The following is a 26,278-nucleotide window of genomic DNA, read 5'->3' as shown; positions in this document are numbered from 1 at the left end:
GACTGCGGCAAACAGGCAGGAAAGCGCACGAATTATGAATGAAAATGGTCTCTAGCGCTTATTGGGTAAGCGTCAGCAGCTAGTATTTTAATAGCAATGAGCGCTGTCATGGCGCCGCTCCTCGGGCCCAGGCGCGCACCACGGCGTAGCTGCGCCAGGGCTTCCAGGCGGCGGAAGCGGCTTCGGCAGCGCGTGCCGGGCGCGGGTCCTGGCGCACGCCCAGCGCCGATTGCAGCGCCATATCGCCGGCGGGAAAAGCGTCGGGCCAGCGCAGCACGCGCATGGCGATGTACTGCGCCGTCCAGTCGCCAATGCCGGGCAGGGCGCGCAATTGCGACATCGTTGCCTCCACGTCGGCGCCCGGCTCCAGGCGCAGCTCGCCCGCATCGACTGCCCGCGCCAGCGCCGCAATCGCCCCCTGGCGCTGGCGCACGATGCCCAGTTGACCCAGCGCCTCGCCGGGCGCAGCGGCCAGCACGGCAGCGCTGGGAAACAGGTGGCTGAGCGCTGGCCACGGCGTGGTGATGGGCTCGCCAAAGCGCGCTACCAGCCGGCCCGCCAGGGTGCGCGCCGCCGCCACCGTGATTTGCTGGCCCAGCACGGCGCGCACGGCCATCTCGAAACCGTCCCAGGCGCCGGGCACGCGCAGGCCGTCGCCCTCGGGAAAATCCGCATGCAAGCGTTCGTTGATGGCCGCCGGGTCGGCGTCCAGGTCCAGCATGCTGCGCACGCGCCGCATCACCGCTCCCAGCTGCGGCGCGAGCGTGTCACTTGTCTCCAGCAGCAGCTCGCAGCGCTCCGGGTGAAAGCGCTCGGCGTGAAAGCGCAGCGCGATCCAGCCACTGCACGCCTGATCGCCGTTGCCCATGCGAACGGTACGCCGCAGCATGGCAGCGCCGTCGCTTGCATCGACCTGTTCCATGCCGGCAATCTGGCGCGTAGCAAAAAAGCCCAGCAGGGCGGCGGTATCGAGCGGCGGGCGGTAGGCCAGGCGCAGCAGCATGGTCGCTGCGCCGTCCAGACTCGGCCGAGCGCTGCTGCGGCGCAGTTGCGTCGGGTTCAGCCGGTACTGCCGGGCAAAAGCGTCGTTGAAGCGCCGCACGCTGCCAAAGCCGCTGGCCAGCGCCACCTGGGTCGCGCTCAAGGTGGTATCGGTCAACAGGTGCTTGGCCGTCAGCAGGCGCTGGGTCTGCAGGTACTGCAGCGGCGTAATGCCCAGGCGCGCCTCGAAGATGCGCCGCAGGTGCCGGTCGCTCACGCCCAGGCGCTGCGCCAGCTGGGCCACCGGCGCAGCGCCCTCAGCGCCGCTGGCGATGAGCCGCAGCGCGTGCTGCAGCAGCAACGCGGTGGCGTCCTGCGTGGACCAGGCCAACTGGCCCGGCGCCACCTCGGGCCGGCAACGCAAACAGGGGCGAAAGCCCGCCTGCTCGGCCTGCGCCGCCAGATGGAAAAAGCGGCAGTTCTCGCGGCGCGGCGTGCGCACGGAGCAAACCGGGCGGCAGTAGATGCCGGTGGAGGTGACGCCGGTGAAAAACTGCCCGTCAAACCGTGCATCGCGGGCGCACAGCGCGAGGTAGCGGCCCGCATCGGCGGGCGGGGCCTGGACGCTGCGCTTTGCAATGGATGAAGGGCGGGGCATGGGCCAATGATAGGGCCGTGCCCGGTGGCTGCTAGCCATTTTCGGACCTGCGGATTCGGGCCGGCAGGCGGTCACAGGGGTGTGGCAGGGCAGGCCCCTACAATCGTTTGCCCCCGCTGTATTGACGAAGAAAGACCACCCCGTGCTCCTGTCTCCCGCCATTTTCAAAGCCTATGACATTCGGGGCGTGGTTCCTGAAACCGTGAACGAGGCAGTGGCCCGTTGTCTGGGCCGGGCTTTTGGCACAGCGGCCGTGCAGGCCGGCGAGCGCAGTGTGGCCGTGGGACGCGATGGCCGCCTCTCGGGCGCCAACCTGTCGAACGCGCTGATTCTGGGCCTGGCCGAAACCGGCCTCGACGTGATCGACATCGGCCTATGCACCACGCCCATGCTGTATTTCGCCGCCAGCACGCTGTGCCGCAGTGGTATTCAAATCACCGGCAGCCACAACCCCAAGGACTACAACGGCTTCAAGATGGTGCTCGCCGGCCGGGCCATCTTTGGTGAAGAGATTCAGGCGCTGCGCCGCACCATCGAAGAGCGCAGCTGGAAGCTTGCTGCCGGCGGCAGCATGGGCCAGGCCGACGTGCTGCCGGCCTACCGCGAGCGCATTCTGGGGGATGTGAAACTGGCGCGGCCGATGAAAATTGTGATCGACAGCGGCAACGGCATTGCCGGCGCCACGGCTCCCGCCATCTTCCGCGCGCTGGGCTGCGAGGTGACCGAGCTGTTTTCCGAAGTGGACGGCAATTTCCCCAACCACCACCCCGACCCAAGCAAGCCCGAAAACCTGCGCGATTTGATTGCCGCACTGCAAGCGGGCGACGCCGAGCTGGGCCTGGCCTTTGACGGCGACGGCGACCGCCTGGGCATCGTGACGCGAAGCGGCGCCAACATCTACCCGGACCGCCAGATGATGCTGTTTGCGCAGGACGTGCTCTCCCGCGTCCCCGGCGCCCCCATCCTGTTCGACGTGAAGTGCACCCAGCGCCTGGCGCCCGCCATTGAGGCAGCGGGCGGCGTGCCGGTGATGTACAAGACCGGCCACTCGCTCATCAAGGCGCGCATGAAGGAGCTGGATTCGCCGCTGGGCGGCGAGATGAGCGGGCACATCTTCTTCAAAGAGCGCTGGTACGGCTTTGACGACGGCACCTACGCCGGCTGCCGTTTGCTCGAAATCCTGAGCCGCAGCCCGGACGCCGGCGCCGTGCTCGAAGCCCTGCCCACCAGCTACTCCACGCCCGAACTGAACGTGGCCTGCGAGGAGGGCGAGCCGCACCGCGTCACGGCCGAGCTGCAGCGCCAGGCCGACGGCGCCTTTGCCGCGCCGGCCGTCGTCAACACCATCGACGGCCTGCGCGTGGACTGGCCCGACGGCTTCGGCCTGGTTCGCGCCAGCAACACCACGCCCGTGCTGGTGCTGCGCTTCGAAGGCCAGACGCCCGAAGCGCTGCATCGCATTGAGACGGACATGCTCGCCCTTCTGCGCCGCGCCAAGCCGGACGCAGCTTTGCAGTCGGCGGCGCACTGACAGGACACACAGCCACCATGGCAAGCGCTGCGCTCTGGCTTTACTCCCTCCTGGTCTGGCTGGCCCAGCCGCTGGTGCGCCGCAAACTGCGCCGCCGCGCCCGCGCAGAGAAAGGCTATGGCACGGCGGTAGGGGAACGTTTTGGTTACTACGCCCCGCCGCTCGACAGCCTGATGATGCACAGCAGCACCAGCGGGCAGGGCAGTTTTCTGTGGATTCACGCCGTCTCGTTGGGCGAAACGCGCGCCGCCGGCATCTTGCTGGCCGAGCTGCGTGCGCAATGGCCCGACATGCGTTTGCTGCTCACCCACGGCACCGCCACAGGGAGGGCGGAAGGCGAAAAACTGCTTCTGCCCGGCGACGTGCAGGTCTGGCAGCCCTGGGATACGCGCGGTGCGGTGGAGCGCTTTCTGCGGCAGTTTCATCCGGCCGCCGGCATCTTGATGGAAACCGAGGTCTGGCCGAACCTCGTTGCAGCATGCCAGGCGCGCGGCGTGCCACTGGTGTTGGCGAACGCACGCCTGAGCGAAAAATCGCTGGCGGCCGCCTTGCGCATCGCCAGCCTCTCGCGCCCAGCCTACGGTCGCCTGAACGCTGTCTGGGCGCAAACCGACGCCGACGCCGAGCGCCTGCGCCAATTGGGCGCCCCCGTGCAGGGCGTGCTGGGCAACCTCAAGTTCGACGCCGAACCCGACGCCGCCCAGCTCGCCCAGGGGCGCGAATGGCACGCGGCCAGCGCTCGGCCGGTACTGCTGCTGGCCAGCAGCCGCGAAGGCGAGGAGGCGATGTGGCTGCAAAATTTCATAAAAAATAGGACCCCAGCGCTGGCGGGGCAAGCGTTAACAGCTATCAATACAGAAGCAATTGCAGCGCCTGGCAGCGTGCAATGGCTGATCGTTCCGCGCCATCCGCAGCGCTTTGACGAGGTCTTTGCCCTGCTCAGCAGCGCCGGCCTGCGCGTTGCCCGCCGCAGCCAATGGGGTCAGCCGCCGCAGGATGCCGATGTCTGGTTGGGTGACACCCTGGGTGAAATGGCGCTGTACTACGGCCTGGCCGATGTGGCGCTGCTGGGCGGCAGCTTTGCGCCGCTCGGTGGTCAGAATCTGATCGAAGCTGCGGCCTGTGGCTGCCCCGTCGTGATGGGGCCCCATACCTTCAACTTTGCCGAGGTCGCCGAGCAGGCCTGCGCGGCAGGCGCCGCCCAGCGCGTGGCCGGCATGGCCGAGGGCATGTTGGCCGCAGGCCAATGGGCGAGTGACCGCGCCCGGCTTGCCCTTGGACGCACGCAGGCGCAGGCGTTTTCCACGGCCCACCGGGGCGCGGCGGCGCGCACGGCAGCCGCCTTGAAGGCATTGCTTGCAACGCGGCCTTCGCGCGCCGGCTAGTGTGGTGGGTGACACTGCCCACGCGAAAGCGACATACTGAGAGAAAGGAAGCTCGCCATGCCCACCTGGTTTTCCCAATCGCTGGGCGATGGAGTTCTGGCTTTCGAGCCCAAGGAGCAATTGCGCGCGCAGTTTGAGCCCCTGTACTTGGCATCGGGTCGTCCGGCAGACATGGCTGTCTTCACCCGGCACGAATTGGAGGGCCGTTTGCAGTGCGAGGTGATTGCCTATTTCTCGCCCGCCGCTGCGCCCCTGGCGAATGTTGTTGGCGCCAAACCGTGCGACAGGCCGACAACCGACGATCTCGACCTGTTGGCAGGCGATCCGGCCTGCTGGGCGGCGTTGTTTCCCGATGCCCCATAGCGTCCTTGTGCCTGTCCGCGCCCTTCAGACGCCCACCCCGACGTCCGAAGGCGGGCCTGGTTTTCCTTTTTTTGCAGAGAGCTGCCAAGCCACCGACGCGGTGGCCCCATGAGCCACACTGGCGGTGGTGGGCGCGCCTCGGCCTTGCTGGAGGTGTTTTTCACCTTTTTGCGCCTGGGGCTGACCTCGTTTGGCGGGCCAGTGGCGCACCTGGCGTATTTCCGCGCCGAACTGGTGGAGCGCCGCCGCTGGCTGGGCGACGCGCGCTACTCCGAGCTGTTGGCGCTGTGCCAGTTTCTGCCCGGCCCGGCCAGCAGCCAGCTCGGCATGGCGCTGGGCATGACCCGCGCCGGGCTCTGGGGGGCTCTCGCAGCGTGGCTGGGGTTTACCTTGCCCTCTGCTGCCGCGCTGCTGCTGTTTGCCCAGACCCTGTCGGCCCATCCCGCCCTGGCTGCGGCGGGCTGGGTACACGGCCTCAAGGTGGTGGCCGTCGCCGTGGTGGCGCAGGCGGTGTGGGCCATGGCGCGCAGCCTCTGCCCGGACCGGCCGCGCGCCGCCTTGGCCATGCTCGCCGCCTTGTTCACCATGCTCGCACCCATGGCGGCTGCCCAACTGGTGGCCTTGCTGCTGTGCGCTTTGCTGGGCCTGGGGTGGCTGCAGGACACAGGGGCAGGCGCTCGCGCATCGGGCGAAGGCGATGGCACAGAGGCACCAGCGATCGCGGTGTCCCGGTCCCTGGCCATCGTTGCCCTGGTGGTGTTTTTCGCGCTGTTGCTGGTGCTGCCGCTGTGGGCTGCTGCCACGGGGTCACCGGCGCTCTCGGCCATGAGCGGCGTGTACCGCGCTGGCGCCCTGGTCTTTGGCGGGGGGCATGTGGTCTTGCCCTTGCTGGAGGCAAGCGTGGTGCCGGCAGGGCTCGTGTCGCAGGGCGATTTTCTGGCCGGCTACGGCGCAGCGCAGGCCGTGCCGGGACCGCTGTTCAGTTTTGCCGCCTACCTGGGCGCGCTGCTTCCAGGCGCCATGCATGGCGCAGCAGGCGCACTGCTGCTGCTGTGCGCGATCTTCCTGCCCGGATTTCTGCTGTTGCTGGGCACGCTGCCTTTCTGGGAGGTGCTGCGCCAGCGCCAGGGCATGCGCAGGGCGATCGCCGGTGTCAATGCGGGCGTGGTGGGGCTGCTGCTCAGCGCCTTGTACGACCCGGTCTGGACCGGCGCCATCCACAGCCGGGCCGACGCGGCGCTGGCGCTGGCCGCTTGGGCCTTGCTCAGCCTTGCGCGGTTGTCGCCGGTCTGGGTGGTGGGGTTTGCGGCTGCGGCCGGGTGGGCACTGGCGAGGTGGGCATAAGCAAAAAACCAGAGCCAGCGCATACCTGTTCTAGGCATATTGCTATCAAAATTGATGAAAATGGCGCCACCCGCTCCTGAAAGACCTCGCATGACCCACCTTCGCACCCGCGCCGTCCACGCCGGCCAACACCCCGATCCCGCCAGCGGCGCCATCGCCATGCCGATCACGCAAAGCACGGCCTTTGCCTATGGCAGCCTGGAGCGCGGCGCGGCCATTTTTGCCGGCGAGGCCGAGGGCTACCGCTACGGCCGCTACGGCAACCCCACCGTGGCCGCGCTGGAGGCCAAGATGGCCGACCTGGAAGGCGCCGAGGCGGCCGTGGCCTTTGCCAGTGGCACAGCGGCCACCGCGGCCACGGTGCTGGCGCTGTTGCAACCCGGCGACGAACTGGTGTTTCTGGGCCCGCTGTATGGCGGCACCGAAGGCCTGTTGCGCTCGCTGGGCGAGCGCTGGGGCCTGCGCGTGACCGACGCCACGGCCACCGGCCTGGCGGCGGCGCTCAGCCCCGCCACGCGCATGGTCTGGGTGGAGCCGCTGACCAACCCCAGCCTGCAAATGCACGACCTGGCCGCCGTGGCCGCCACGGCCCATGCCCACGGCGCCATCACGGTGGCCGACAACACCTTCTGCACGCCGTGCCTGACGCGCCCGCTGGCGCATGGCATCGACCTGGTGGTGCATTCCATGACCAAGTACCTGGGCGGCCACGGCGACGCCACGGGCGGGCTGGTGGCGGGCAGGGCGGCCCACATTGCGCAGATCCGCAAGACGGGCCTGGGCCATATCGGCGCCAGTCTGGCGGCGCAAGAGGCGTTCTTGTTTCTGCGCGGCATCAAGACACTGCCGCTGCGCATGGGGGCGCACTGCGAAGGGGCGCAGGCCGTAGCCGAGTTTCTTGCCAGCCACCCCGCCGTGCGCACCGTGCACTACCCCGGCTTGCCCAGCCACCCGCAGCACGCCCTGGCGCTGCGCCAGATGGAAGGCGGCTTTGGCGGCATGGTGACCTTGGAACTGGCACGGGGCGAGCGCTCCGCTGCTGCCGGCGTGCTCAATGCGCTCAAACTTTTCGCTCAGGCCGTATCGCTTGGCGACGTGGACAGCCTGGCCTGCCACCCGGCCAGCACCACGCACAGCTTTGTCTCGCCCGAGGCGCGCGCGGCGGCCGGGGTGGGGGAGGGGATGATCCGGCTGAGCGTGGGGATTGAGCACCCGGACGACCTGATAGCGGACCTCGACCAGGCGCTGGCAAGCTTGGCCGCGTAGTTGCCAAAGCCCCTACTGGTTGGCGCGCTGCGCGCACAGGCGTAGGCTGTCGCCAGCTTTGCATGGAAGCACCAGGCGCCTGCTTCCTCCCATCTGTTGTGGACCGGGTGCAGAGTGCAAATCAGGGCGCCGCTTCTGACGGAGGAGAAACGCATGAGCGATACCCCAAGCCCCTGGCAGGGTGACGATTTCGCGGCGGGCATCGCGCTCGAGCGCATTGCCGAAGGCGCCATGCTGCTGGGCCACGCCCACGGCGAGGCGCTGCTGCTCTCGCGCCACGGCGGCCAACTGTTTGCCGTCGGCGCCACCTGCACGCACTACGGCGGCCCGCTGGCCGAAGGGCTGGTGGTCGGCGACACGGTGCGCTGCCCCTGGCACCACGCGGCGTTCAGCCTGCGCACCGGCGAGGCGCTGCGCGCGCCGGCCCTGGGGGGCGTCGGTTGTTGGCAGGTGGAGGAGCGGGGCGGCAAGGCCTACGTCACCGGCAAGCGCATGGCGGGCCCCACATCCCATGCCGCGAAGGCTGGGGCGCCGGAATCCATCGTCATTGTGGGTGGCGGTACGGCTGGGCAGGCCGCTGCTGAAACGCTGCGCCGCGAAGGCTACGCCGGGCCGGTGACGCTGCTCAGCAGCGACACGCATCTGCCCTGCGATCGACCGAACCTGTCGAAGAACTTCCTGGCGGGAACCGCTCCTGCCGAGTGGCTGTCGCTGCGGCCGGCAGAGTTCTACCAGGAGCAGAACATCGACGTGCGCCTGGCGACCCAGGTGGTGGGCATCGACCCCGTTCAGCGCCAGTTGCAACTGGCCGATGGCAGCCACCTCGCCTATGGCGCGCTGCTGCTCGCTACCGGCGCCGAGCCGGTTCGGCTGGATCTTCCCGGTGCCCATTTGCCGCATGTGCACGTGCTGCGCACGCAGGCCGATGGCGAAGCATTGGCCAAGGCTGCAGAAGGCGCCCAACGCGCCGTTGTCATTGGCGCGAGCTTCATTGGCCTGGAGGTTGCGGCGTCGCTGCGTGCCCGCAACGTCGAGGTGCAGGTGGTGGGGCGCGAGAACGTCCTGATGGAAAAGGTGCTGGGGCCGCAGGTGGGCGCCTATCTGAAGAAGCTGCACGAAAAGAACGGCGTGGTGTTTCACCTGGGCACCGACCCGGTCAGCATCGACGCGCAGGCAGTCACCTTGCGCAGCGGCGAAACGCTCCCTGCCGACCTGGTGGTGGTGGGTGTTGGCGTGCGCCCGGCACTGGCGCTGGCTGAACAAGCCGGTCTGGCCATGGACCGAGGCGTGGCGGTCGATGAATACCTGCAAACCAGCGTGCCCGGCATTTACGCAGCGGGCGATATCGCGCGCTGGCCCGACCCGGCTACGGGCGAGCGCATCCGTGTCGAGCACTGGGTGGTGGCTGGCCGCCAGGGCCAGACAGCCGCGCGCAATCTGCTGGGTCAGCGCGAACGCTTTGACGCCGTCCCCTTCTTCTGGACCGAACAGTACGACTTTGCCCTGGCCTATGTCGGCCACGCCGAAGGCTGGGACGAAGCGCTGATCGATGGCGAGCTTGCGCAGCAGGACTGCCGCATCACTTACCGCCGCGCCGGCAAAGCACAGGCGGTGGCTGTAGTGCACCGCGACTTGGACGGGCTGCGTGCCGAAGTCGAGATGGAGCGCGCCATGGCTGGAACAAATGGCATTGCAAAAGCACGGCCATGACGCACCCGGTGCCTGCCAGCCATGTGCTGATCAAGCGCGCCTACGAGCCACCTGCGCCGCAAGACGGTGCCCGCATTCTCATCGACCGCCTATGGCCGCGCGGTATCAAGAAGGAAGCCCTGGTGCTGGACCAATGGGCCAAGGAGCTCGCGCCCAGCACGGCGCTGCGCCAATGGTTTGGCCACGAGCCGGCGCGCTGGGCCGAGTTCCAAAAGCGCTACGCAGTCGAGCTGCAAGCCCAGGCCGAGGCCCTGGACGCCTTGCGCGCGCGGGCGCGCTGCAGCACCGTGACCCTGGTCTATGGCGCACATGACGAAGCCCACAACAACGCGGTCGTGGTGCGCGCCCTGCTGCTGGCACCCAGCCGCTCGGCGCCGCCTTGAGGGGCATGCAAGCCGCCCAACCCAATCCTGTACTTTTTGAGGAGCATTCGATGCAGCAACGCCTTGATTACAAACAAGCCGCCCCAGCCGCCTTCCAGGCCATGCTGGGGCTGGAGAACTACGTGCGCCAGTCGGGCCTGGAGCACAGCCTGCTGGAACTGGTGAAGACGCGCGTGTCGCAAATCAACGGCTGCGCCTACTGTCTGGACATGCACACCAAGGACGCCCGCGCTGCGGGGGAGACCGAGCAGCGCCTGTACCTGCTGCCTGCCTGGCGCGAAACCAGTTTCTATTCCGAACGCGAGCGCGCCGCCCTGGCCTGGGCCGAAGCCGTGACGCAACTGGGCCCGCACGGCATTCCCGATGCGCTGTACGACGAGGTACGCGGCCAATTCGATGAAAAGGCGCTGGTGGACCTGACGCTGGCGACCATTGCGATCAATGGCTGGAACCGCCTGGCGATCCCGTTTCGCTCGGAGGCCGGAACCTACCAGCCACCCAAGGCCCATGCCGCCTGACCGATCCCGGTTTTGAAAGGAGCTTCCCATGGACGAATCCCTCTACCCCACGCTGGCGCCGACATCGCGCGCAAGCGCCGCGAGCTGGCGCCGGAGCCGCTCAACGCCTTCAAGGCCTTCAGCGCCGCCGTATTTGCCGACGGGGCCTTGCCAGCCAAGACCAAGCAGCTCATTGCCGTGGCGGTGGCGCATGTGACGCAGTGTCCATACTGCATTCGCGGCCACACGCAAGGGGCGCTCAAGGCCGGCGCCACGCAAGCCGAGATCATGGAAGCCATCTGGGTGTCGGCCGAGATGCGCGCCGGCGCTGCCTATGCGCACTCGGCGCTGGCCATCGACACCCTGCTGCATGCTGATCCACCAACTGGTGTCAGCGCCTGAGGGGAGCACCAAAGCGGCAGGTTGCTATTAAAAATATAGCTTCCTGCGCTTGCTGGTATTGCGCTAAGGGGCTTTTTTTGTCAAAAGTTGATCAATGGCCCGCACGGAATCCAGGTCCAGCGTGCCCGCCGCCTGGCGCAGCTTGAGCGTGCCCAGAAGCACGTTGTAGCGCGCCTGGGCCAGGTCGCGCTGGGTCTGGTAGAGCTGGCTCTGGGCGTTGAGTACGTCGATGTTGATGCGCACGCCCACCTGGTAACCCAGCTGGTTGGCTTCGAGCGCGCTCTTGCTGGAGCGTTCGGCGGCTTCCAGGGCTGCGACCTGACCACGGCCCGATTCCAGGCCGAAGTAGGCGGCGCGGGTGCTCTGGGCAATGGCGCGGCGTGTGGTTTCCAGATCGGCCCGCGCCTTTTCTTCGAGCGCCAGGGTTTCGCGCACGCGGTTCTGAACGGCAAAGCCGGCAAACAACGGCAGGTTGAGTGCCACACCCACGCTGGCGTTGGTGGTGCGCGAATTCACGCGAGGCGCTGTCACCGTGCCACGCGGGTAGTGGGCGACGCTGTAGCCGGCTTGCAGGTCCACCGTGGGCAGATGGCCGGTCTCGGCTTTTTGGGTCTCCAGCCGGGCCACGTCAAGGGCGATGGCGGCGGCGCGCACCTGCGGCTGCTCGCTTTGCGCGGTCTGAACCCAGGCAATGACGCTTTCGGGTGTGGGTTCGGGCAGGCGCGCGGGCTGGGCCAGCGGCACAGGTTCGGCGTTGGGGCGGCCGGTGACCTGCTCCAGCGCCAGGCGCTTGACGCGCAGATCGTTCTCGGCGGCAATCTCCTGCGCGCGCACCAGGTCAAAGCGTGCTTGCGCCTCGCGCGAATCGGTGATGGTCGAAGTGCCGACTTCAAAATTGCGCTTGGCGGCAGCCAGTTGCTCGCCCACAGCGGCCTTTTGCGCCTGCACGGAAGCGAGCGTGTCCTGCGCGGCGAGCACGTCGAAATAGGCCTGACTCACGCGCACCAGCAAATCCTGCGTGGCGCCTTCGAGTTGTACGCGCGCCAGGTCCACGCCTCGCTTGCCCTGCTGGTTGGCAATGGCATTGGCGGGACGAAACAAGGGCTGCGAAGCGCTGATGGCCAGGTTCTGCGTGACTGGGTGCGCGCCGACCGGCGGGCGTGACACCTCGGTATCGGCCACCGACCAACCCGCCGACAAGCCCGCGCTGGGCAGCAGGCCGGCGCGCGCCTGGCCGGCGCGGCCCTCGGCGGCGTCGAGCTGGGCGCGGGCCGATTGCCAGCTCGAATCGATCTCGCTGGCCGACTGCACCAGCTCCAGCAGGCTTTGCGCACGAGCGGGCGCCGCAAACGCGGCTGCCAGAGCCAGGGACAGGGAGACGAGCCGGATCGGATGCATGAAGTTCTTTCGAGAAGAGCGGTTCGAAAAAGAGAAAACCGAACAATGGGCTTCAGTAGCGCGGCACCGCCGGGTCGCATTCGCCCGACCAGGCGTTGATACCGCCCGCAATATTGGCGACGTGAGCAAAGCCGTTGCGTTCCAAAAACAGCGCCACGTTCTGGCTGCGCGCACCGTGGTGGCACAGGCAGGCGACAGGCTGATCCGGGTCCAGTGCCGCCAGTTGCGCGGGCACACTGGCCATGGGAATGGCACGCAATTCAAAACCGGCTGCCTGGATGCTGGCCAGCGCCACCTCCCAGGGCTCGCGCACATCGAGCACCAGGGGCGCAGCGTCTGCGCCCTCGGCCGCAAACCACGCCGCCAAGGCGCTGGGACGAACCTGATCGACCATCGCAGCGCTTAGAAGCGAAAGCCCGAAGGCTCGGGGAAGTTGCGCAGACGCGGTGCCATCGTGTCCCAGGGCAGGGTGGTCTCAAAGCGCTCGCCAAAGCGGCGCACCAGCGTCATGCGCATCATGGGGTCTTCGCCGACGATGGCGGCCAGGCGCCCGCCGTCGCGCAGCAGCGCGAGCAGTTCCTGCGGCACGGATGCGACGGAGCCGCTGAGCAAAATGGCGTCAAACGGGCCGTCGGGAATCGGACCCGACCCATCGCCCACGCGCACCGAAGCATTGCGCACACCAGCGCGCTGCAAATTTTCTTGCGCCATGGCGGCCAGTTCGGGTTCGATCTCCAGGCTCACCACCTGATCTGCCATTTGTGCCAGCAAGGCGGCCATGTAGCCCGATCCAGCACCGATTTCGAGCACGCGGTCGTTGGGCCCAAGCTGCAAGTCTTGCAGCAAGCGCGCCTCTACCTTGGGTGCCAGCATGCACTCGCCCTTGCGCATGGCCTCTTCGGCGTTGCCGCGCAACGGAATCTCAAAATCCATGAAGGCGAGGCTGCGGTAGGCCAGCGGCACGAACTCTTCGCGGCGAACGCGTCCCAGCACATCCAGCGTCTGGCCGTCGTAGACGTTCCAGACGCGAATTTGCTGCTCGATCATGTTGTAGCGCGCCTGCTCCAGCGCGTCGGATTTGTCGGCAGACGAGTTCAGGGGAAAGTTCATGGTGTGTCTCCGAAGGGAAGAGCAAAAAAGGACATTCAGGGCAAACCCTTGATTTTAGGCGCTGGCCCCGCGCCACTTGCGCCGCAGCCAGACCGCCAGGTCATCCATGTAGCAGTACACGACAGGCACCACCACCAGAGTCAGCAACGACGAGGTGATGACGCCGCCGATCACGGCCTGGCCCATGGGGGCGCGCTGCTCCGAGCCTTCGCTCATGGCAAAGGCCAGTGGCAGCATGCCGAAGATCATGGCCAGCGTGGTCATCAGAATAGGGCGCAGCCGTACGCGTGCGGCCAGCAGCAGCGCCTCGGCGCGCGGCAGACCGGCCTGCAGCGTGCCATCCTCGCCCACATGCTCCTCGCGCGAGCGAATGGCAAAGTCCACCAGCAAGATGGCGTTTTTGGTGACCAGTCCCATCAGCATGACGATGCCGATGATGGAGAACATGGAGAGCGCCGAGCCAAAGATCAGCAGCGCCAGGACCACACCAATGAGCGTCAGTGGCAACGCCGTCATCAGTGCCAGGGGCTGCAGAAAGCTTTTGAACTGGCTGGCCAGAATCATGTAGATGAACACGATGGCCAGCAGCAGCGCGGAGATGGCGTAGCCAAAGGCCTCGGCCATGTTTTTGGTGGAGCCGCCAAACTGGTAGCGGTAGCCCGGCGGAAAGGTGATGCCGTCCAGCACCTTGCGGATGTCGGCCGAGACTTCGCCGGTGGACCGGTGGTAGACGTTGGCGCTGATGGCCACTTCGCGCGTCATGTCGCGCCGGTTGATCTGGTTGGGGCCGGTGGATTCGCGCACCTGCGCCACCTGGCCGAGCCGAACCGTGCGCGTGCCGCCATCGGCGGCCGCCAGGGTAAAGGGCAGGCGCTCGATCTGCGCCGGCGTGGCGCGCGCCTCGGGTGCCAGGCGCACATTCACGTCGTAGGTCTCGTCGTTGGGCGCGCGCCAGTTGCCCACCGTCTGGCCGGCAATCAGGGTGCGCAAGCTTGACGCCACCGAACCGACCGAGAGGCCCAGATCGGACGCCGCGTCGCGCCGCAGGTCCACCGCAATCACCGGTTTTTCTGCCTTCAGGCTGGAATCAAGATCGACCAGTCCAGGCACGTCCTTGAGCCGCGCCGTAACCTGGCGGGTGAGGCGCTCCAACTCCTGCAAATCCTGCCCTTGCAACGAGAACTCGATTTGCTTTTGTCCGCCGACGGGGTCCAGCAAGCCGACGTGCGTGACGGTGATGCCGGCAATCTGCTGCAGGCGCTCACGCAGCAGGGCGGACATGACGGTCACGTCGCGTTCGCGGTCTTTTCGGTCCGTCAGGCGCACATAAATGCCACCGTAAATCTTGCCTTGCGCACTGCCCGTATTGAGCGTGGCCAGCGTGTAGCGGACCTCAGGAAACTCGCGCACCACGGCTTCCACCTGGCGCGCCTTGGCCTCGGTGGCCTCCAGGGAGGAGCCGACAGGCGTGTAGAAATTGATCGTGGTTTCGGAAAAATCGGCTGCGGGAACGAACTCGGTACCCAAAAGCGGCACCATGAAGATGCTCAGCACAAAAATGCCCAGGGCCAGCGCCAGGGTTTTCAGCTTGTGCACCAGCGACCAGGCCAGCACCTTCTGGTAACCCTGCGCCAGGCTTTCGGTAGCGTTGTCGAACCAGCCCGTCACCCGGCCAATGGTGCGGCCGTACCAGCTGCGGTCTTCCACGCGCTTGCCGTGGGCGTGAATGCTGGGGTCTTCCCAGATGGAGGACAGCATGGGGTCGAGCGTGAAGCTGACAAACATCGAAATCAGCACCGCCGCGACGATGGTGATGCCGAACTCGTGAAAGAACTTGCCGATGATGCCGCCCATGAAGCCAATCGGCAGGAACACCGCAACGATAGAGAGCGTCGTCGCCAGCACCGCCAGGCCGATTTCCTGCGTGCCCTCCATGGCCGCCTGGTAGCTGCTCTTGCCCATTTGTACGTGGCGCACGATGTTCTCGCGCACCACGATGGCGTCGTCAATCAAGAGACCCACACACAGGCTGAGTGCCATCAGCGTGATCATGTTGATGGTGAAGCCAAACCAGTACATGAACAAAAAAGTGCCGATGATGGAAATCGGCAGCGTCAGGCCGGTAATGACCGTCGAACGCCAGGAGTTGAGGAACAAAAAGACGATCAGCACCGTCAGCGCAGCGCCTTCAATCAAGGTTTCGCGTACGTTTTCCACCGCCACGCGGATGGGGCGCGCGGTGTCGCCAATGGTCTCCAGTCGCACCCCAGGGGGAAGTTCGGCACGCAGCGCGGCCACGGCCGCGTTCAAGCCGTCGACCACCTCGATGGTGTTCTCGCCCTGGGCCTTCTGTACCGACAGCAGCAGCGTGCGCTGGCCGTTGTAGAGCGCCAGGCTCTCGACCTCCTCGGCACCGTCTTCGACCCGCGCGAGCTGCTCGATGCGCACAGGTGCGCCCCCGCTGGCTTGACCAGCGGCTCCCGATCCTTTTCGGGCGACGATGATGCGGCCGAAATCTTCGGGCCGCTTCATGCGCGCGTCGATCTGCACCACGCGCTCCTGGTTCAGCGAGCGGATGGCGCCCAGAGGCAGGTCCTGGTTTTCGCTGCGCACCGCATTCACCACCTGCTCAGGCGTGATGCCGAAGGCCTCCAGCGCCTCGGGCTGCAGGTAGATGTTGATCTCGCGCCGCGTTGCGCCCACCAAATTGACCGCGCCCACGCCGCGCACGTTCTCCAGGCGCTTCCTCAAGATCTGGTCGGCCCAGGTGGTCAGTGCCAGCGGTGACAGTGGCCGTTCCGCGCCGGCCTCAGGCAGCACGGCCAGAGACCAGACGGCCCGGCTGGCCGGGTCAAAGCGCAGTACCCGCGGTTCTTTGACCTCGTCGCGCAGCAGCGGGCGCACGATGGCCACCTTCTCGCGCACGTCTTCGGCCGCCTTGCGTCCGTCAATATGCAGCTGAAACTCGATGATGACCACCGCGCTGCCTTCGTAGCTGCGCGAAGTCAGGGCGTTGATGCCCGCCACCGAATTGACCGCTTCTTCAATTTTCTTGGTGACTTCGCTCTCTACAATTTCTGGCGAGGCGCCGGGGTATTCGGCCGTCACCACCACCACAGGAAAATCGATATCTGGGAACTGGTCGACCTTGAGCCGTTGGTAGGAAAAAACCCCCAGTACGACGAAGGCGAGCATCACCATCGTGGCGAACACGGGGTTGCGAAGGCTGACTTTGGTGAACCACATGGCGGCGGGCCTGCGTTCAGCGGGTGGACGAGGCCGTGGGCGCAGGCGCGCTGGCGGCTGCGGCGGGGGCATTGGCCGGGAGCTTGAGCGCCGTGCCCGCAGGCAGGGCGCCCACGCGCGCCGTCAGAACCTTGCTGCCTTCGGGAACTCCTTGAATTGCCACCCAGGCCACGCCATCGATGGCCACGCGCTTGCCCGTCTGCACGGTGCGATGCGCCACCTGCCCACCTTGCGCAACTTGCACGTAGGGCTCGGCCTGGTCGGTGCGCACGGCGTCCAGCGGCACGGCAAGCGCCTGCTCGGTGCCCGATGCAATGGCGCCCTGCACAAAGACCCCTTGCCGCAGGCCGGGCAGGGCGCCCGCGTTGTCTATGGCGAGGTACACCGGCACCGCGCGCGAGCCCGCTTGCGCACTGGGGCTGATGCGCACCACGCGTGCCTGCAACTTTTGCTGCGTGCCTTCCAGCGCCAGTGTGGCAGTCTGGCCCACGCGCACCTGGGTGGCGTCTGCGGCGGGCACCAGGGCTTCGACTTCCAGGTGTGAGAGGTCGACCACTTCCAGAATGCGTGCCTCCACGCCGACGCGTTCGCCGTTCTGCACCAGGCGCTGCGCCACCATGCCGTCAATCGGGCTCCTGAGCACCGTGTCGGCCAGCGACTTGCGCGCCACGTCGGCACCCGCCACCGCAGCCTGGTAGGTTGCTTGGGCCGCGTTGAGGCTGGCCTGTGAGGTCTCCAGCGCCGTTTTTGAAATGAAACCTTGAGCCACCAGCGCCTGGTTGTTGTCGAACTGTTTCTGGCTGATCGCCACCTGCGCCCTGGCCGCATCGGCCTGCTGCTGGGCCTGGCGCACGCGCGCCTGGGTTTCGGTGGTGTCTATGCGTGCCACCACCTGACCGGCCTGCACGCGGTCGCCTTCGCGCACGGTCAATCCCTGCAGCTCCCCGGCGACCCGCGCCTTGATGGTGGCCGACTGCACGGCGCGCACGGCACCCGAGATGGGAATTCCCAGTGTCAGCGTGCGCGCGTGCAGTTCAATGACTTCGCCGGGGGCGATGTCCATGACCACGCGCTCAACGCGCGCGCTGCTCGCAGTTTGCTGCTGCGCCTTGCGCGCCGCAATCGCCCGCAAGGCGCCCGCTGCGACCACCGCGACGACGATAGCCACGGCTATCCAGGGAATCCAACGTTTCATGGGTGTGAGCGCTAAAGAGAAACTGGGACAGCCGGCGCTGGTCGCGCGCACAGACCGTAGAGCAGGCTGTCGATCTGGTGGTCGATAAAGGCCTGGGGATCAAAATCATCTGCATTGGGCACGCAGGCACCCATGGAATGCTTGGTGAGCATCAGGAACATCAGCGGTGCAATCACGGCGTGCACCGCATACACCGGGTCGACCGCGCGAAACTCGCCTGTGGCCATGCCGCGCGCCAGCACCCGGTGAATCAGTTGCTGCGCCGGTTCAATGACTTCGCGCTGGTAAAACTGGGCGATCTCGGGGAAATTGCCCGCCTCGCACAGCATCAGCTTGGTGATGCCTGAGGCACGCGTGCTGCCAATGCGTTCCCACCAGGCCTGATAGCAGGCGCGCAACATCTCACCCGTGCTGCCGGCGAACTCGTCCATTTGCGTGGACCATTCGGCAAAGCGCCCCACGATGCTCTCGCGCACCACGGCCTTGAATAGATCTTCCTTGCTGGGGAAGTACAAAAACAGGGTGCCCTTGGAGACACCCGCCCGCGCCGCCACTTCCTCCACCCGGGTGGCGGCGTAGCCTTTTTCCACAAACAAGTCGAGCGCAGCCTCCAGCAGTTCGCCAGGGCGTGCTTCCTTGCGGCGCTCGCGCTTGGGGACTGGCGGGGAGAGGGGAAGGGGCGTAGGCACGATTTGTTTACTGACTGACTGGTTAGTAATATAACAAAGCCGCCCGCGAGGGTCAATCATGCCGCTTGCGGGCAATAGCCCCATTGCGGGCAGGTCGGCGGAAGTGTTTACGATTCGGGAACGGCACTCCGCATCCACAGAATGGAAAGGCAACATGACCGAAGCACGAGACCAGGGTTTTCCGGAGTTTTACGCAAGGGCGCCCGTGATCACGCTGCGCGACCCGCTCGCCCAGTTTCTGGGCGCAGCCAAAGACGGGCTCATCCAGTACAGCTACACCGACGTGGTGCGCTTGTCAGGCCATTCCTGCCCCACCGTCGCCGGCGCCTACCTCATGGCCCTGCACGGTCTGCGCGCACTGTATGGGGACGAGACGCCCGTGCGCGGCGATGTCGAGGTCTTCATGCATGGTGCGCCTGGCAGTGGCGTGACGGGCGTCATCTCATCGGTGGTGCAACTGGTGACTGGCGCCGCTGGCGAGACGGGATTTCCCGGTGCTGGCAGCCTGGGCCTGTTCGCACGAAAGAACCTGCTGGCTTTTGGTGCCGACGTCGACGGCGTTCTGGGCATGCGCCGCCGCGACACGGGAAAGGCCGTCACGGTGCACCACGACAGCGCCATCGTCCCCTGGCCCGAGGAGATGCGGCCGCTGGTCGCCAAGGCATTTTCCGAGCAGGCGAACAGCACAGAGCTGGAGCGCTTTGGCCAGCTTTGGCAAGAACGGGTGCGACGCATGCTGGTGGACCATGCCGACAACCCGGCGCTGGTGTGGGTGAGCGACTGGCATCCCGCCCGGTGAACCCACAACGCATATCAAGGAGATTGACGCAATGGACCACCCAGACAACCAACCCGGTTCCACCACCGCCGGAACGTCGACCATCACCCTGGCCGGAGGCTGCTTTTGGTGCACCGAGGCCGTTTTTGACCGCGTGCGCGGCGTGACCGCCGTGCAAAGCGGCTATTCCAACGGCCACGCGCAAAATCCCACGTACGAGCAGGTGTGCACCGGCCACACCGGCCACGCCGAAGTGGTGCGCCTGCAGTTTGACGAAACGGTCATCAGCTTGCGCGAGATTTTGGAAATCTTCTTCGCCACGCACGATCCGTCGCAGCTCAATCGCCAGGGCAATGATGTCGGGACGCAGTACCGCAGCGGTATCTATTACGACACCGAGGCCCAGGGCGAACTGGCCCGCCAGATGATCAAGGAAATGGCGGAGGAGGGCGTTTATGACGCGCCGATCACCACCGAAGTCGCTCCGCTTTCCAACTGGAGCGCCGCCGAGGCCTACCACGACGACTACTACGCGCGAAACCCCAACCAGGGATACTGTGCCGCAGTCGTGGGGCCGAAGGTGGCGAAGTTTCGCAAGACGTTTGTGCAGTTCTTGAAGGATGGGTGAGGCGAGATTTTTGGGGGAAATTGGGCTCTATCGCTTATTGGGCGGGCGCTGGGAGCTATCAAAACTGACTTATTTGAGCTTTCTTCGGCTTTGGTTGCGCGGTTCTCGCCACTTCCAAATCGCTTTGCGCCATCACCCGTTCAACATCGTAAGGATCCTCGCTTGTGCATCGGTTCTCGGCTTGCAGGTTGTAGCCGCGCGGCTACAATTCATCCATGTACAGCGTCATCGAAACCGAAGCCTTCGCGCGGTGGCTGGGTGGCCTTAAAGATCGCACCACCCGCATGCGGCTGCAGGTTCGGCTGCGCAAAGCAGCCCTGGGCAATCTCGGGGACCACAAAGGTGTGGGGGACAACGTCTGGGAGATGCGTGAAACCTTTGGGCCGGGCTGGCGCATGTACTACGTGATGCAGGGAACGACCCTCATCCTGATGCTCGGAGGTGGCGAAAAATCCACCCAGGAGCGCGACATTGAACGGGCCAAGGCCTTGGCTCTGGAGTTCCAGAATGAACAAAATCAAGACCCGGCCCTTTGACATGGCTAACTACCTCGGTGACGAGGAGGATGTGGCCGAGTACCTGCGCCAGGTGCTGGAAGACGGCGACCCGGCGCTGCTGGCCGCCGCCCTGGGTGATATTGCCAAGGCGCGCGGCATGAGCCAATTGGCGCGTGACACTGGCCTGTCGCGCGAAAGTCTCTACAAGAGCTTGTCTGGGGAACGTGCGCCCAGCTCCGATACTCTGTTCAAGGTGCTGCACGCCATGGGGTTCAAGCTCTCCCTGACGCCGGTCCGGCAATAAGCTGTAGCTCGCTCCTGCGTCAGCCAAGAGGCTGACGCACCACACCCGATTCAATGACAAACCGATTTCCCTGCACCCGCCTGACGCACTTTTCGCGCCCGCTCACGTCTCTGCTCCTGGCCACCCTGGCCGCCTGCAGCAGCACCCCGACCAGTCCACCAGCCGCCGTCCCGGAGGTCACGGGAACCTCGCCTGCGGCACCCCCGATCAAGATTGGCATCGCCCTCGGTGGCGGCGCGGCCAAGGGGTTCGCGCATGTCGGCGTCATCAAGATGCTGGAGGCCAATGGCTTTGCGCCGGCCGTGGTGGCGGGCACCAGCGCGGGCAGTGTGGTGGGGGCGCTGTACGCCAGTGGCATCAATGCCTTTGAGCTGCAGCAAAAGGCTATCGCCATGGACGAGGCCAACATCCGCGACTTGCAATGGTCCTCTGGCGGGCTGGTGCTGGGCCAGAAGCTGGAGGATTACGTGAACGAGCAGGTGCACCGCAAGCCCATGGAGCAACTGGCCAAGCCTTTTGTGGCCGTGGCCACGCGGCTGGAAGACGGCGAGCGCACGGCGTTCTCGCGCGGCAACACGGGGCAGGCGGTGCGGGCGTCGAGCAGCGTTCCGGGCGTGTTCCAGCCGGTCAGCATTGGCAAATTCCACTATGTGGACGGCGGCGTGGTCAGCCCGGTGCCGGTGGATGCGGCGCGCCAGCTGGGGGCCGATGTGGTGATTGCCGTGGACATTTCCAGCAAGGCCAGTGGCAAGGCGCCGGGCGACATGCTGGGCACGCTCAACCAGTCGATTGCCATCATGGGCCAGAAGCTGGGGCAGGCCGAGCTGGCGCGGGCCGACGTGATCATCCGCCCCAAGGTGCTCGACCTGGGCCCGGTGGATTTCAGCCAGCGGGCGGCAGCCATCGTCGAGGGCGAAAAGGCCGCGCTGGCGGCCATGCCGCAGATCCGAGCGCGGGTGGCGCATTGGCAGGGCGAACGCGCACAGGCTGCGCGTCTGGCAAAGGAAAAAGCTGCGGAGGCTGCGCGCAAGGCCTGCTTGGAGAGCCGCTCCCGTCTGAAGAAGTTCGGCGGACTGGTGGGGTTGGACGACTCGTGTTCCAATCCGTAACAGGCTGTAGCTGCAGGGATTTCTCGCCGTCAAACCCAGGCCAGCGCAATTTCTCGCCTGGCTTGTCGCTGGGCATGCCACGAACGCGTAGACCTTATGGACACAAAACACCTTCCCATACTCCGGCACGCCGGCATCGTTTTGTTGGTCGCCGGTTTGCTGGACCTGGCTGCGCTGACGTACAGCTTCGTCCAGGGGCTGGCTTATGTATCGGGTTTGAACCTCTTCGGTGTCGTGGTCGGTGTCTTTTTGATGCGGGGCAGCTTGCAGGCCGCACTGGTGGTGCGCTGGCTGGCGGTGTGGTTGTTGGCGGCGCTGCTTGCCACCGTGTTTGTTTCTCCCTTTCTGCAGCCCTTCAGCCTGACGTTTGCCCAGCTGCGCCTGGGCATGGGGCCTGAGCCAGTTGCTGTGGGGCTGGCCGTGCTGGCACTGGCACTGCTGGGTTGGCTGGCGTGGCAGCTCGGGCGCGAGCCGGTGCGCGCCGCCCGCTCTGCCCGCAACCTCCGGCCCTGGAGCATGGCGACGCCAGCGCTTGTGGGTGTGGCGCTGGTGGTCGGCGTGGGCGTGGTGGTGGCGGTGCTTCGCAGCGGCGAAGCAGCAGCCAATGCGCGGATGCTGGCAGCGCAGCGGGTCACGCCAGACTACAAGCTGCACGTTCGCTCCGTCAGCAAAAGCCGTGGCGCCAATGGCAGCCTCATCACGGCCAACGTGACCGCCTGGACCGACAGCGATATCAAAAACCTGCCTGTGCAGTGGCAGGAACCGTGAAAGAGGGCATCGTCCTCGCAGCTGCTGGGTCTGAGCGGTGTTGCTTGCCCCGGCCATCGATGGACGACTGATGGACAGGGCACAAGGCGGGTGCTGCGCGGAAGCATCGGTCACATCACCTTGATTCGATGTTTTATATAAAAATAGGCCTCCAGCGCTTGGTGTATGGGCGCATATTGCTATCAAATGCATAGTTTTTTGAGTCCGGTGCGTTGCGTGTTCCGGATCTTGTTGCACAAGCAATAACCCGCCTAGCTTGAACTCTCTCGTCTTCACATCCCCGGTCCTGGGGTTGGTGTTGCACCCATATTGAATGCGGAGAAATTGAACATGGCCGATGTGAACGACCTCAGCAGCGACAACGCGGTGTACCGGACCCTTCTGGAATCGACCAAGGCGATTCCGTGGAAGATTGATTGGGCCAGCAAGCGGTTTACCTACATCGGCCCGCAAATCGAAGCGCTGCTGGGTTGGCAGCCTGAGAGCTGGATCAGCGTGGAAGACTGGGCGGCGCGCATGCACCCGGATGACCGCGAAGGCGTGCTCAATTTCTGTGTCGCGCAATCGCAGGCCGGGCTGGACCACGAAGCCGACTACCGGGCGCTCACCAAAGACAATGGCCATGTCTGGATACGCGATGTGGTGCACGTGGTGCGCAATGCAGAGGGTGGGCCGGAAGCGCTGGTGGGCTTCATGTTCGACATCAGCGAACGGAAAAAGACCGAAGAGAAACTGCTTGCACTGCAAAAGGAGCTGGAGGCGCTGTCGTTCAAGGACGGGTTGACCAACATTGCCAACCGGCGCCGATTCAATGCGAGCCTCGAGCTGGAATGGGAGAGCGCACGCAACAACGGCCAGCCGCTGTCCGTCCTGATGTTCGATATCGACTTTTTCAAGCAATACAACGATCTCTACGGACATATCAAGGGCGACCGATGCCTGACCGATATTGCCCAAACGCTGAATCTTGCCCTGGATGGCCCACGCGACCTGGTGGCGCGTTTCGGCGGGGAAGAATTTGTCGTTCTGTTGCCTCAGGCCGATGCCACCGTGGCGCTGAAAGTGGCCCAGCGCTGCGAGCGGCTGATCAAGAAGCAGGCCATCGCCCACGCGCAGTCACCGCATGGGCAGCGGCTCACCGTCAGCATCGGTGTCGGGACCGTGGTGCCCAGGTCGCACCTGCTGCCTTCCGACTTCATCGAAGCGGTGGATCAGCAACTGTATGCGGCCAAGCGAAATGGCCGGAACCGGATTGAGGTGGCGCCGGTGGCGGTTTGAAGGACCATATTGCGCCGGGCGCCTTGGTCGTACGCCCTTCTGGACCAGACGCATCTCATCAGCGCGGGCGCAGTGGCAGGCGTGCGTGGCATCTGGTTTCCAGATTTCGATGAAAATGGGGAGCCAGCGCTCTATATACAAGCGCTTTCAGCTATCAAAAACATAGTTACGCCTTGAACTCTCCTGTCTTCACCTCTCTGGTCCCGGTCGTCCTGTTCATTGCCATCGGCTTTCTGGCTGCGCGCCTGGAATGGATCCGCGCCGCCTCGGTGAAAGACCTCTCCAACCTCGTCTTCATGGTGCTGGCGCCGGCACTGCTGTTTCGCACCATGAGCACGGTGCACATTGAAGCGCTGGATTTTGGCCCGGTCGGTATTTACTTCGCGGCCGCCGCCCTGGTTTTTGCCGCCACGCTGGCGCTGCAGGGCTTCACCACGCTGGCGGCGGCGCGGGCGCTGGCCTACATTTTTGGCAACAGTCTGATGATTGGTGTGCCGCTGATCGGCCTGGCCTTCGGCGAGGCCGGACTGGTGACGCTGTTCACCCTGATCTCGGTGCACGCACTGGTGCTGCTGACGGGCGCCACTGTGGTGTTTGAACTGGCTGCGGCGCGCGAGCGCGCCAACACGCCGGGCCAGCCCAAACCGCACATGCTGCGCACGGTACTGCAGGCGGTCAAAAACGGCATTCTGCACCCGGTTCCCTTGCCCATCATCGTCGGCCTGCTGTTTGCGCAGACCGGTCTTGTGCTGCCCGCCGTGGTCGACAAGCCACTGCAACTGCTCGGCCAGGCGCTGGGGCCGCTGGCCCTGTTGCTGGTGGGCGTGACGCTGGCGTTCTCGAAGGTGGGGCCGAACTTCAGGCCGGCGCTGCGCGTGGCCTTGGTCAAAACCCTGGGTTTTCCACTGGTGTTGGGCAGCCTGGGCATGGCGCTGGGCTTTGGCGGGCCGGCGCTGGCCGTGCTGGTGGTCACCGCGTCGCTGCCCATTGGCGCGAACGTGTTTCTGTTTGCCCAGCGCTACGACGTGGCCGAGGCCGAGGTGACCGCGAGCATCGCGGTCTCCACGGTGATGGCGCTGGTGACGCTGCCGGTGGTCATGTTCCTGGCAACGCGGTGGATCGCATGAAGGTCAATCGAGAAACAGATCGGGCAGGAAGTTGCGGTTGCCCGGCGTGACGGCGTAGCGATCGAAGTCGGTCACGCCATGCGCAGCCAGCACCGCGTCGTCGATGTAGAAGTTGCCGGTGGCACCCGATGTGTCGGTGAGCACGAAGTAGGCGGCGTCGGCCATGATCTGGGGTGTGCGGCACAGCGCCACATCCATTCCGGGAATCATCTGCATGGCGGCGGTGGCAACGGCGGTGCGCGGCCACAGGCTGTTGACGCTGATGCCATGGCGCTTGAACTCGCCCGCGTGGCCCAGCGTGCACATGCTCATGCCGTACTTGGCCATGGTGTAGGCCGTGTGGGGCTGGAACCAGTGCGTTTGCATGGTGAGCGGGGGCGACATGGTCAGCACCTGCGGATTGCGCCCGGCCTCGGCCGACTTTTTCAGCTCGGGCAGGCAGGCCATGGTGCAAAGGTAGGTGCCGCGGGCGTTGACGCCATGCATCAGATCGAAGCGTTTCATGGGCGTGGCTTCGGTGTTGGTGAGGCTGATGGCGCTGGCGTTGTTGACCAGAATGTCGATGCCACCGAAGGTTTCGACCGCCTTGGCAACCGCTTCAAGCACTGCCGCTTCGTCGCGAATGTCCACCGCCAGCGGCAGCGCGCGCCCGCCGGCGGCCTCGATCTCGGCGGCAGCGCTGTAGATGGTGCCCGGCAGCTTGGGATTCGTCTCGGTGGTCTTGGCCACGATGACGATGTTGGCGCCGTCGGCGGCGGCGCGCTTGGCAATCGCCAGGCCAATGCCGCGCGAGGCGCCGGTGATGAAAAGGGTTTTGCCTTTGAGTGTGTTGGGGGCGGTTTGCATTGCGTTGTCTCCTGGTCGTGTCGGTTGAACAGGCCGAGTTTAGGGGCTCAAAAATGGCCCTTTGACCCAGTTCGCAAGCGGGTAAACCTGCTTACGGAGCCAGGCGTTCGCGTACCCATTCGGCGTCTTGCAGGCGGTAGCGCAGCCGGTCGTGCAGGCGACTCTTGCGCCCTTGCCAGAACTCCCAGCGATCGGCCTTGAGCCGGTAGCCGCCCCAGTGTGGCGGGCGCGGAGGGTTCAGCAGGTACTGGGCGCCGAATTTGGCGGCGTTGGCCACCAACACGCCCCGGCCCGAGATGACCTCGCTTTGCGGGCTCGCCCAAGCGCCGATGCGCGAGTCGAGCGGGCGGGTTTTGTAATAGGCGTCGCTCTCGGCGTCGCTCACTTTTTCGACTACGCCTTCGATGCGCACCACGCGCTCCAGCTCCACCCAGTGGAACTGCAGGGCGGCATAGGGGTTGCCGGCCAGTTGGCGGCCCTTGCGGCTCTCGTAGTTGGTGAACCAGACAATGCCGCGCTCGTCGCAGCCCTTGATGAGCACGATGCGCGTGCTCGGGCGCAGGTCGCTGCCGACGGTGGCCAGCGTCATGGCATTGGGCTCGGGCAGTTGGGCGCTGATGGCTTCGCTCAACCATTTGTTGAACTGCTGCAGTGGGTCAGCGTGCGAGGCGGCTTCGTTCAGCTCGGCGCGCTCGTAGCTTTTGCGCAGATCGGCGAGGTGGGTTGCCAGGGGAGTGGAGGGCGGGTTCATGGCAGGATTGTGCCGCGCCCAAGCCCCATCCCCA

At 65.7% G+C, this 26,278-nt stretch carries 26 protein-coding genes; 17 read left to right on the top strand and 9 right to left on the bottom strand.

Going from position 1 to position 26,278, the window contains the following annotated elements; all coding sequences use genetic code 11:
* Nucleotides 1-106: 106 nt before the first annotated feature.
* A complete protein-coding gene (locus C6571_RS17050) occupies nt 107-1,639 on the bottom strand; it encodes a DNA-3-methyladenine glycosylase 2 family protein (RefSeq protein WP_106447749.1) in 1,533 nt (510 codons plus the stop codon).
* 142 nt (nt 1,640-1,781) lie between these two features.
* Between C6571_RS17050 and C6571_RS17045 the strand changes: the two genes are divergently transcribed.
* The 9 genes from C6571_RS17045 (at nt 1,782) to C6571_RS17005 (ending at nt 10,520) form a co-directional block, all read left to right on the top strand.
* Nucleotides 1,782-3,170 (top strand): phosphomannomutase/phosphoglucomutase, encoded by a 1,389-nt coding sequence (locus C6571_RS17045; protein ID WP_106448315.1) that lies wholly within the window; start codon nt 1,782-1,784, stop codon nt 3,168-3,170.
* Between the two features lie 17 nt (nt 3,171-3,187).
* Entirely contained in the window at nt 3,188-4,555 is a 1,368-nt protein-coding gene (locus C6571_RS17040) for a 3-deoxy-D-manno-octulosonic acid transferase (RefSeq protein ID WP_106447748.1), read from the top strand.
* 57 nt (nt 4,556-4,612) lie between these two features.
* Complete coding sequence (locus tag C6571_RS17035) at nt 4,613-4,918, top strand: hypothetical protein (RefSeq protein ID WP_106447747.1); 306 nt, start codon at nt 4,613-4,615, stop codon at nt 4,916-4,918.
* Between the two features lie 108 nt (nt 4,919-5,026).
* Complete coding sequence (chrA, locus tag C6571_RS17030) at nt 5,027-6,262, top strand: chromate efflux transporter (RefSeq protein WP_106447746.1); 1,236 nt, start codon at nt 5,027-5,029, stop codon at nt 6,260-6,262.
* Nucleotides 6,263-6,352: 90 nt separating this feature from the next.
* On the top strand, nt 6,353-7,528 hold the full coding sequence (locus C6571_RS17025) for a trans-sulfuration enzyme family protein (RefSeq protein WP_106447745.1): 1,176 nt from the start codon (nt 6,353-6,355) through the stop codon (nt 7,526-7,528).
* Between the two features lie 153 nt (nt 7,529-7,681).
* A complete protein-coding gene (locus C6571_RS17020; RefSeq protein ID WP_106447744.1) occupies nt 7,682-9,238 on the top strand; it encodes an FAD-dependent oxidoreductase in 1,557 nt (518 codons plus the stop codon).
* Nucleotides 9,235-9,621 (top strand): DUF488 domain-containing protein, encoded by a 387-nt coding sequence (locus C6571_RS17015; protein WP_106447743.1) that lies wholly within the window; start codon nt 9,235-9,237, stop codon nt 9,619-9,621. Before C6571_RS17020 ends, C6571_RS17015 begins: the two co-directional genes overlap by 4 nt.
* A gap of 50 nt (nt 9,622-9,671) precedes the next feature.
* A complete protein-coding gene (locus C6571_RS17010; protein ID WP_106447742.1) occupies nt 9,672-10,139 on the top strand; it encodes a carboxymuconolactone decarboxylase family protein in 468 nt (155 codons plus the stop codon).
* Nucleotides 10,140-10,151: 12 nt separating this feature from the next.
* Nucleotides 10,152-10,520, top strand: a complete 369-nt coding sequence (locus C6571_RS17005; RefSeq protein ID WP_245901324.1) for a carboxymuconolactone decarboxylase family protein — start codon at nt 10,152-10,154, stop codon at nt 10,518-10,520.
* A gap of 63 nt (nt 10,521-10,583) precedes the next feature.
* On the opposite strand, the gene C6571_RS17000 is transcribed toward C6571_RS17005, so the two are convergent.
* From C6571_RS17000 to C6571_RS16975, 6 genes are read right to left on the bottom strand one after another with little or no spacing between them, the layout of a single operon-like run.
* On the bottom strand, nt 10,584-11,918 hold the full coding sequence (locus C6571_RS17000) for a TolC family outer membrane protein (RefSeq protein WP_106447741.1): 1,335 nt from the start codon (nt 11,916-11,918) through the stop codon (nt 10,584-10,586).
* Between the two features lie 52 nt (nt 11,919-11,970).
* Nucleotides 11,971-12,312, bottom strand: coding sequence for a rhodanese-like domain-containing protein (locus C6571_RS16995; RefSeq protein WP_106447740.1), 342 nt, complete (start codon nt 12,310-12,312; stop codon nt 11,971-11,973).
* An 8-nt stretch (nt 12,313-12,320) separates the two neighbouring features.
* Nucleotides 12,321-13,028, bottom strand: coding sequence for a protein-L-isoaspartate O-methyltransferase family protein (locus C6571_RS16990; protein ID WP_106447739.1), 708 nt, complete (start codon nt 13,026-13,028; stop codon nt 12,321-12,323).
* Between the two features lie 54 nt (nt 13,029-13,082).
* Nucleotides 13,083-16,274, bottom strand: coding sequence for an efflux RND transporter permease subunit (locus C6571_RS16985; protein ID WP_106448313.1), 3,192 nt, complete (start codon nt 16,272-16,274; stop codon nt 13,083-13,085).
* Between the two features lie 16 nt (nt 16,275-16,290).
* Nucleotides 16,291-17,469, bottom strand: a complete 1,179-nt coding sequence (locus tag C6571_RS16980; RefSeq protein WP_106447738.1) for an efflux RND transporter periplasmic adaptor subunit — start codon at nt 17,467-17,469, stop codon at nt 16,291-16,293.
* 11 nt (nt 17,470-17,480) lie between these two features.
* A complete protein-coding gene (locus C6571_RS16975) occupies nt 17,481-18,161 on the bottom strand; it encodes a TetR/AcrR family transcriptional regulator (protein ID WP_420542602.1) in 681 nt (226 codons plus the stop codon).
* Nucleotides 18,162-18,312: 151 nt separating this feature from the next.
* Here C6571_RS16975 and C6571_RS16970 point away from each other — a divergent pair, with 151 nt between their 5' ends.
* The 8 genes from C6571_RS16970 to C6571_RS16935 all read left to right on the top strand — a co-directional run bounded on the left by C6571_RS16970 (nt 18,313) and on the right by C6571_RS16935 (nt 24,647).
* Nucleotides 18,313-18,957: an FmdE family protein gene (locus C6571_RS16970; RefSeq protein ID WP_106447736.1), complete on the top strand. Its 645-nt coding sequence runs from the start codon at nt 18,313-18,315 to the stop codon at nt 18,955-18,957.
* A gap of 31 nt (nt 18,958-18,988) precedes the next feature.
* Nucleotides 18,989-19,564 (top strand): peptide-methionine (S)-S-oxide reductase MsrA, encoded by a 576-nt coding sequence (gene msrA / locus C6571_RS16965; RefSeq protein ID WP_106447735.1) that lies wholly within the window; start codon nt 18,989-18,991, stop codon nt 19,562-19,564.
* Nucleotides 19,565-19,779: 215 nt separating this feature from the next.
* Entirely contained in the window at nt 19,780-20,100 is a 321-nt protein-coding gene (locus C6571_RS16960; RefSeq protein ID WP_106447734.1) for a type II toxin-antitoxin system RelE/ParE family toxin, read from the top strand.
* A complete protein-coding gene (locus C6571_RS16955; protein WP_106447733.1) occupies nt 20,072-20,365 on the top strand; it encodes an addiction module antidote protein in 294 nt (97 codons plus the stop codon). Before C6571_RS16960 ends, C6571_RS16955 begins: the two co-directional genes overlap by 29 nt.
* A gap of 53 nt (nt 20,366-20,418) precedes the next feature.
* Entirely contained in the window at nt 20,419-21,474 is a 1,056-nt protein-coding gene (locus C6571_RS16950; RefSeq protein WP_106447732.1) for a patatin-like phospholipase family protein, read from the top strand.
* Between the two features lie 96 nt (nt 21,475-21,570).
* Nucleotides 21,571-22,242, top strand: coding sequence for a hypothetical protein (locus C6571_RS16945; RefSeq protein WP_146139365.1), 672 nt, complete (start codon nt 21,571-21,573; stop codon nt 22,240-22,242).
* A gap of 330 nt (nt 22,243-22,572) precedes the next feature.
* Nucleotides 22,573-23,520 carry a sensor domain-containing diguanylate cyclase gene (locus C6571_RS16940; protein ID WP_106447730.1) on the top strand — a complete coding sequence of 316 codons (948 nt, stop codon included), beginning with the start codon at nt 22,573-22,575 and terminating at the stop codon, nt 23,518-23,520.
* Between the two features lie 173 nt (nt 23,521-23,693).
* Nucleotides 23,694-24,647: an AEC family transporter gene (locus C6571_RS16935; RefSeq protein ID WP_106447729.1), complete on the top strand. Its 954-nt coding sequence runs from the start codon at nt 23,694-23,696 to the stop codon at nt 24,645-24,647.
* Nucleotides 24,648-24,650: 3 nt separating this feature from the next.
* Here C6571_RS16935 and C6571_RS16930 read toward each other — a convergent pair whose 3' ends face one another.
* Both C6571_RS16930 and pdxH read right to left on the bottom strand, forming a co-directional pair.
* Nucleotides 24,651-25,493, bottom strand: a complete 843-nt coding sequence (locus C6571_RS16930; RefSeq protein WP_106447728.1) for an SDR family oxidoreductase — start codon at nt 25,491-25,493, stop codon at nt 24,651-24,653.
* A 91-nt stretch (nt 25,494-25,584) separates the two neighbouring features.
* A complete protein-coding gene (pdxH, locus tag C6571_RS16925) occupies nt 25,585-26,244 on the bottom strand; it encodes a pyridoxamine 5'-phosphate oxidase (RefSeq protein ID WP_106447727.1) in 660 nt (219 codons plus the stop codon).
* Nucleotides 26,245-26,278: the final 34 nt, after the last annotated feature.

Source organism: Simplicispira suum, from assembly GCF_003008595.1.
GTDB classification, from domain to species: Bacteria; Pseudomonadota; Gammaproteobacteria; order Burkholderiales; family Burkholderiaceae_C; genus Simplicispira; species Simplicispira suum.
The sequence above is the reverse complement of the archived record's forward strand: the minus strand, read 5'-3'. Positions and strand labels throughout refer to the sequence as shown.

Excerpts from the sequence above, each read along its gene's own strand:
- pdxH (WP_106447727.1), bottom strand. The coding sequence starts at position 26,244 with ATGAACCCGCCCTCCACTCCCCTGGCAACCCACCTCGCCGATCTGCGC.
- C6571_RS16985 (WP_106448313.1), bottom strand. The coding sequence starts at position 16,274 with ATGTGGTTCACCAAAGTCAGCCTTCGCAACCCCGTGTTCGCCACGATG.
- C6571_RS16980 (WP_106447738.1), bottom strand. The coding sequence starts at position 17,469 with ATGAAACGTTGGATTCCCTGGATAGCCGTGGCTATCGTCGTCGCGGTG.
- C6571_RS17035 (WP_106447747.1), top strand. The coding sequence starts at position 4,613 with ATGCCCACCTGGTTTTCCCAATCGCTGGGCGATGGAGTTCTGGCTTTC.
- C6571_RS17015 (WP_106447743.1), top strand. The coding sequence starts at position 9,235 with ATGACGCACCCGGTGCCTGCCAGCCATGTGCTGATCAAGCGCGCCTAC.
- C6571_RS16960 (WP_106447734.1), top strand. The coding sequence starts at position 19,780 with ATGTACAGCGTCATCGAAACCGAAGCCTTCGCGCGGTGGCTGGGTGGC.
- msrA (WP_106447735.1), top strand. The coding sequence starts at position 18,989 with ATGGACCACCCAGACAACCAACCCGGTTCCACCACCGCCGGAACGTCG.
- C6571_RS16950 (WP_106447732.1), top strand. The coding sequence starts at position 20,419 with ATGACAAACCGATTTCCCTGCACCCGCCTGACGCACTTTTCGCGCCCG.
- chrA (WP_106447746.1), top strand. The coding sequence starts at position 5,027 with ATGAGCCACACTGGCGGTGGTGGGCGCGCCTCGGCCTTGCTGGAGGTG.
- C6571_RS17050 (WP_106447749.1), bottom strand. The coding sequence starts at position 1,639 with ATGCCCCGCCCTTCATCCATTGCAAAGCGCAGCGTCCAGGCCCCGCCC.
- C6571_RS16995 (WP_106447740.1), bottom strand. The coding sequence starts at position 12,312 with ATGGTCGATCAGGTTCGTCCCAGCGCCTTGGCGGCGTGGTTTGCGGCC.
- C6571_RS16945 (WP_146139365.1), top strand. The coding sequence starts at position 21,571 with ATGGACACAAAACACCTTCCCATACTCCGGCACGCCGGCATCGTTTTG.
- C6571_RS16990 (WP_106447739.1), bottom strand. The coding sequence starts at position 13,028 with ATGAACTTTCCCCTGAACTCGTCTGCCGACAAATCCGACGCGCTGGAG.
- C6571_RS17025 (WP_106447745.1), top strand. The coding sequence starts at position 6,353 with ATGACCCACCTTCGCACCCGCGCCGTCCACGCCGGCCAACACCCCGAT.
- C6571_RS16940 (WP_106447730.1), top strand. The coding sequence starts at position 22,573 with ATGGCCGATGTGAACGACCTCAGCAGCGACAACGCGGTGTACCGGACC.
- C6571_RS17010 (WP_106447742.1), top strand. The coding sequence starts at position 9,672 with ATGCAGCAACGCCTTGATTACAAACAAGCCGCCCCAGCCGCCTTCCAG.
- C6571_RS17040 (WP_106447748.1), top strand. The coding sequence starts at position 3,188 with ATGGCAAGCGCTGCGCTCTGGCTTTACTCCCTCCTGGTCTGGCTGGCC.
- C6571_RS17000 (WP_106447741.1), bottom strand. The coding sequence starts at position 11,918 with ATGCATCCGATCCGGCTCGTCTCCCTGTCCCTGGCTCTGGCAGCCGCG.
- C6571_RS16955 (WP_106447733.1), top strand. The coding sequence starts at position 20,072 with ATGAACAAAATCAAGACCCGGCCCTTTGACATGGCTAACTACCTCGGT.
- C6571_RS16970 (WP_106447736.1), top strand. The coding sequence starts at position 18,313 with ATGACCGAAGCACGAGACCAGGGTTTTCCGGAGTTTTACGCAAGGGCG.
- C6571_RS16930 (WP_106447728.1), bottom strand. The coding sequence starts at position 25,493 with ATGCAAACCGCCCCCAACACACTCAAAGGCAAAACCCTTTTCATCACC.
- C6571_RS17020 (WP_106447744.1), top strand. The coding sequence starts at position 7,682 with ATGAGCGATACCCCAAGCCCCTGGCAGGGTGACGATTTCGCGGCGGGC.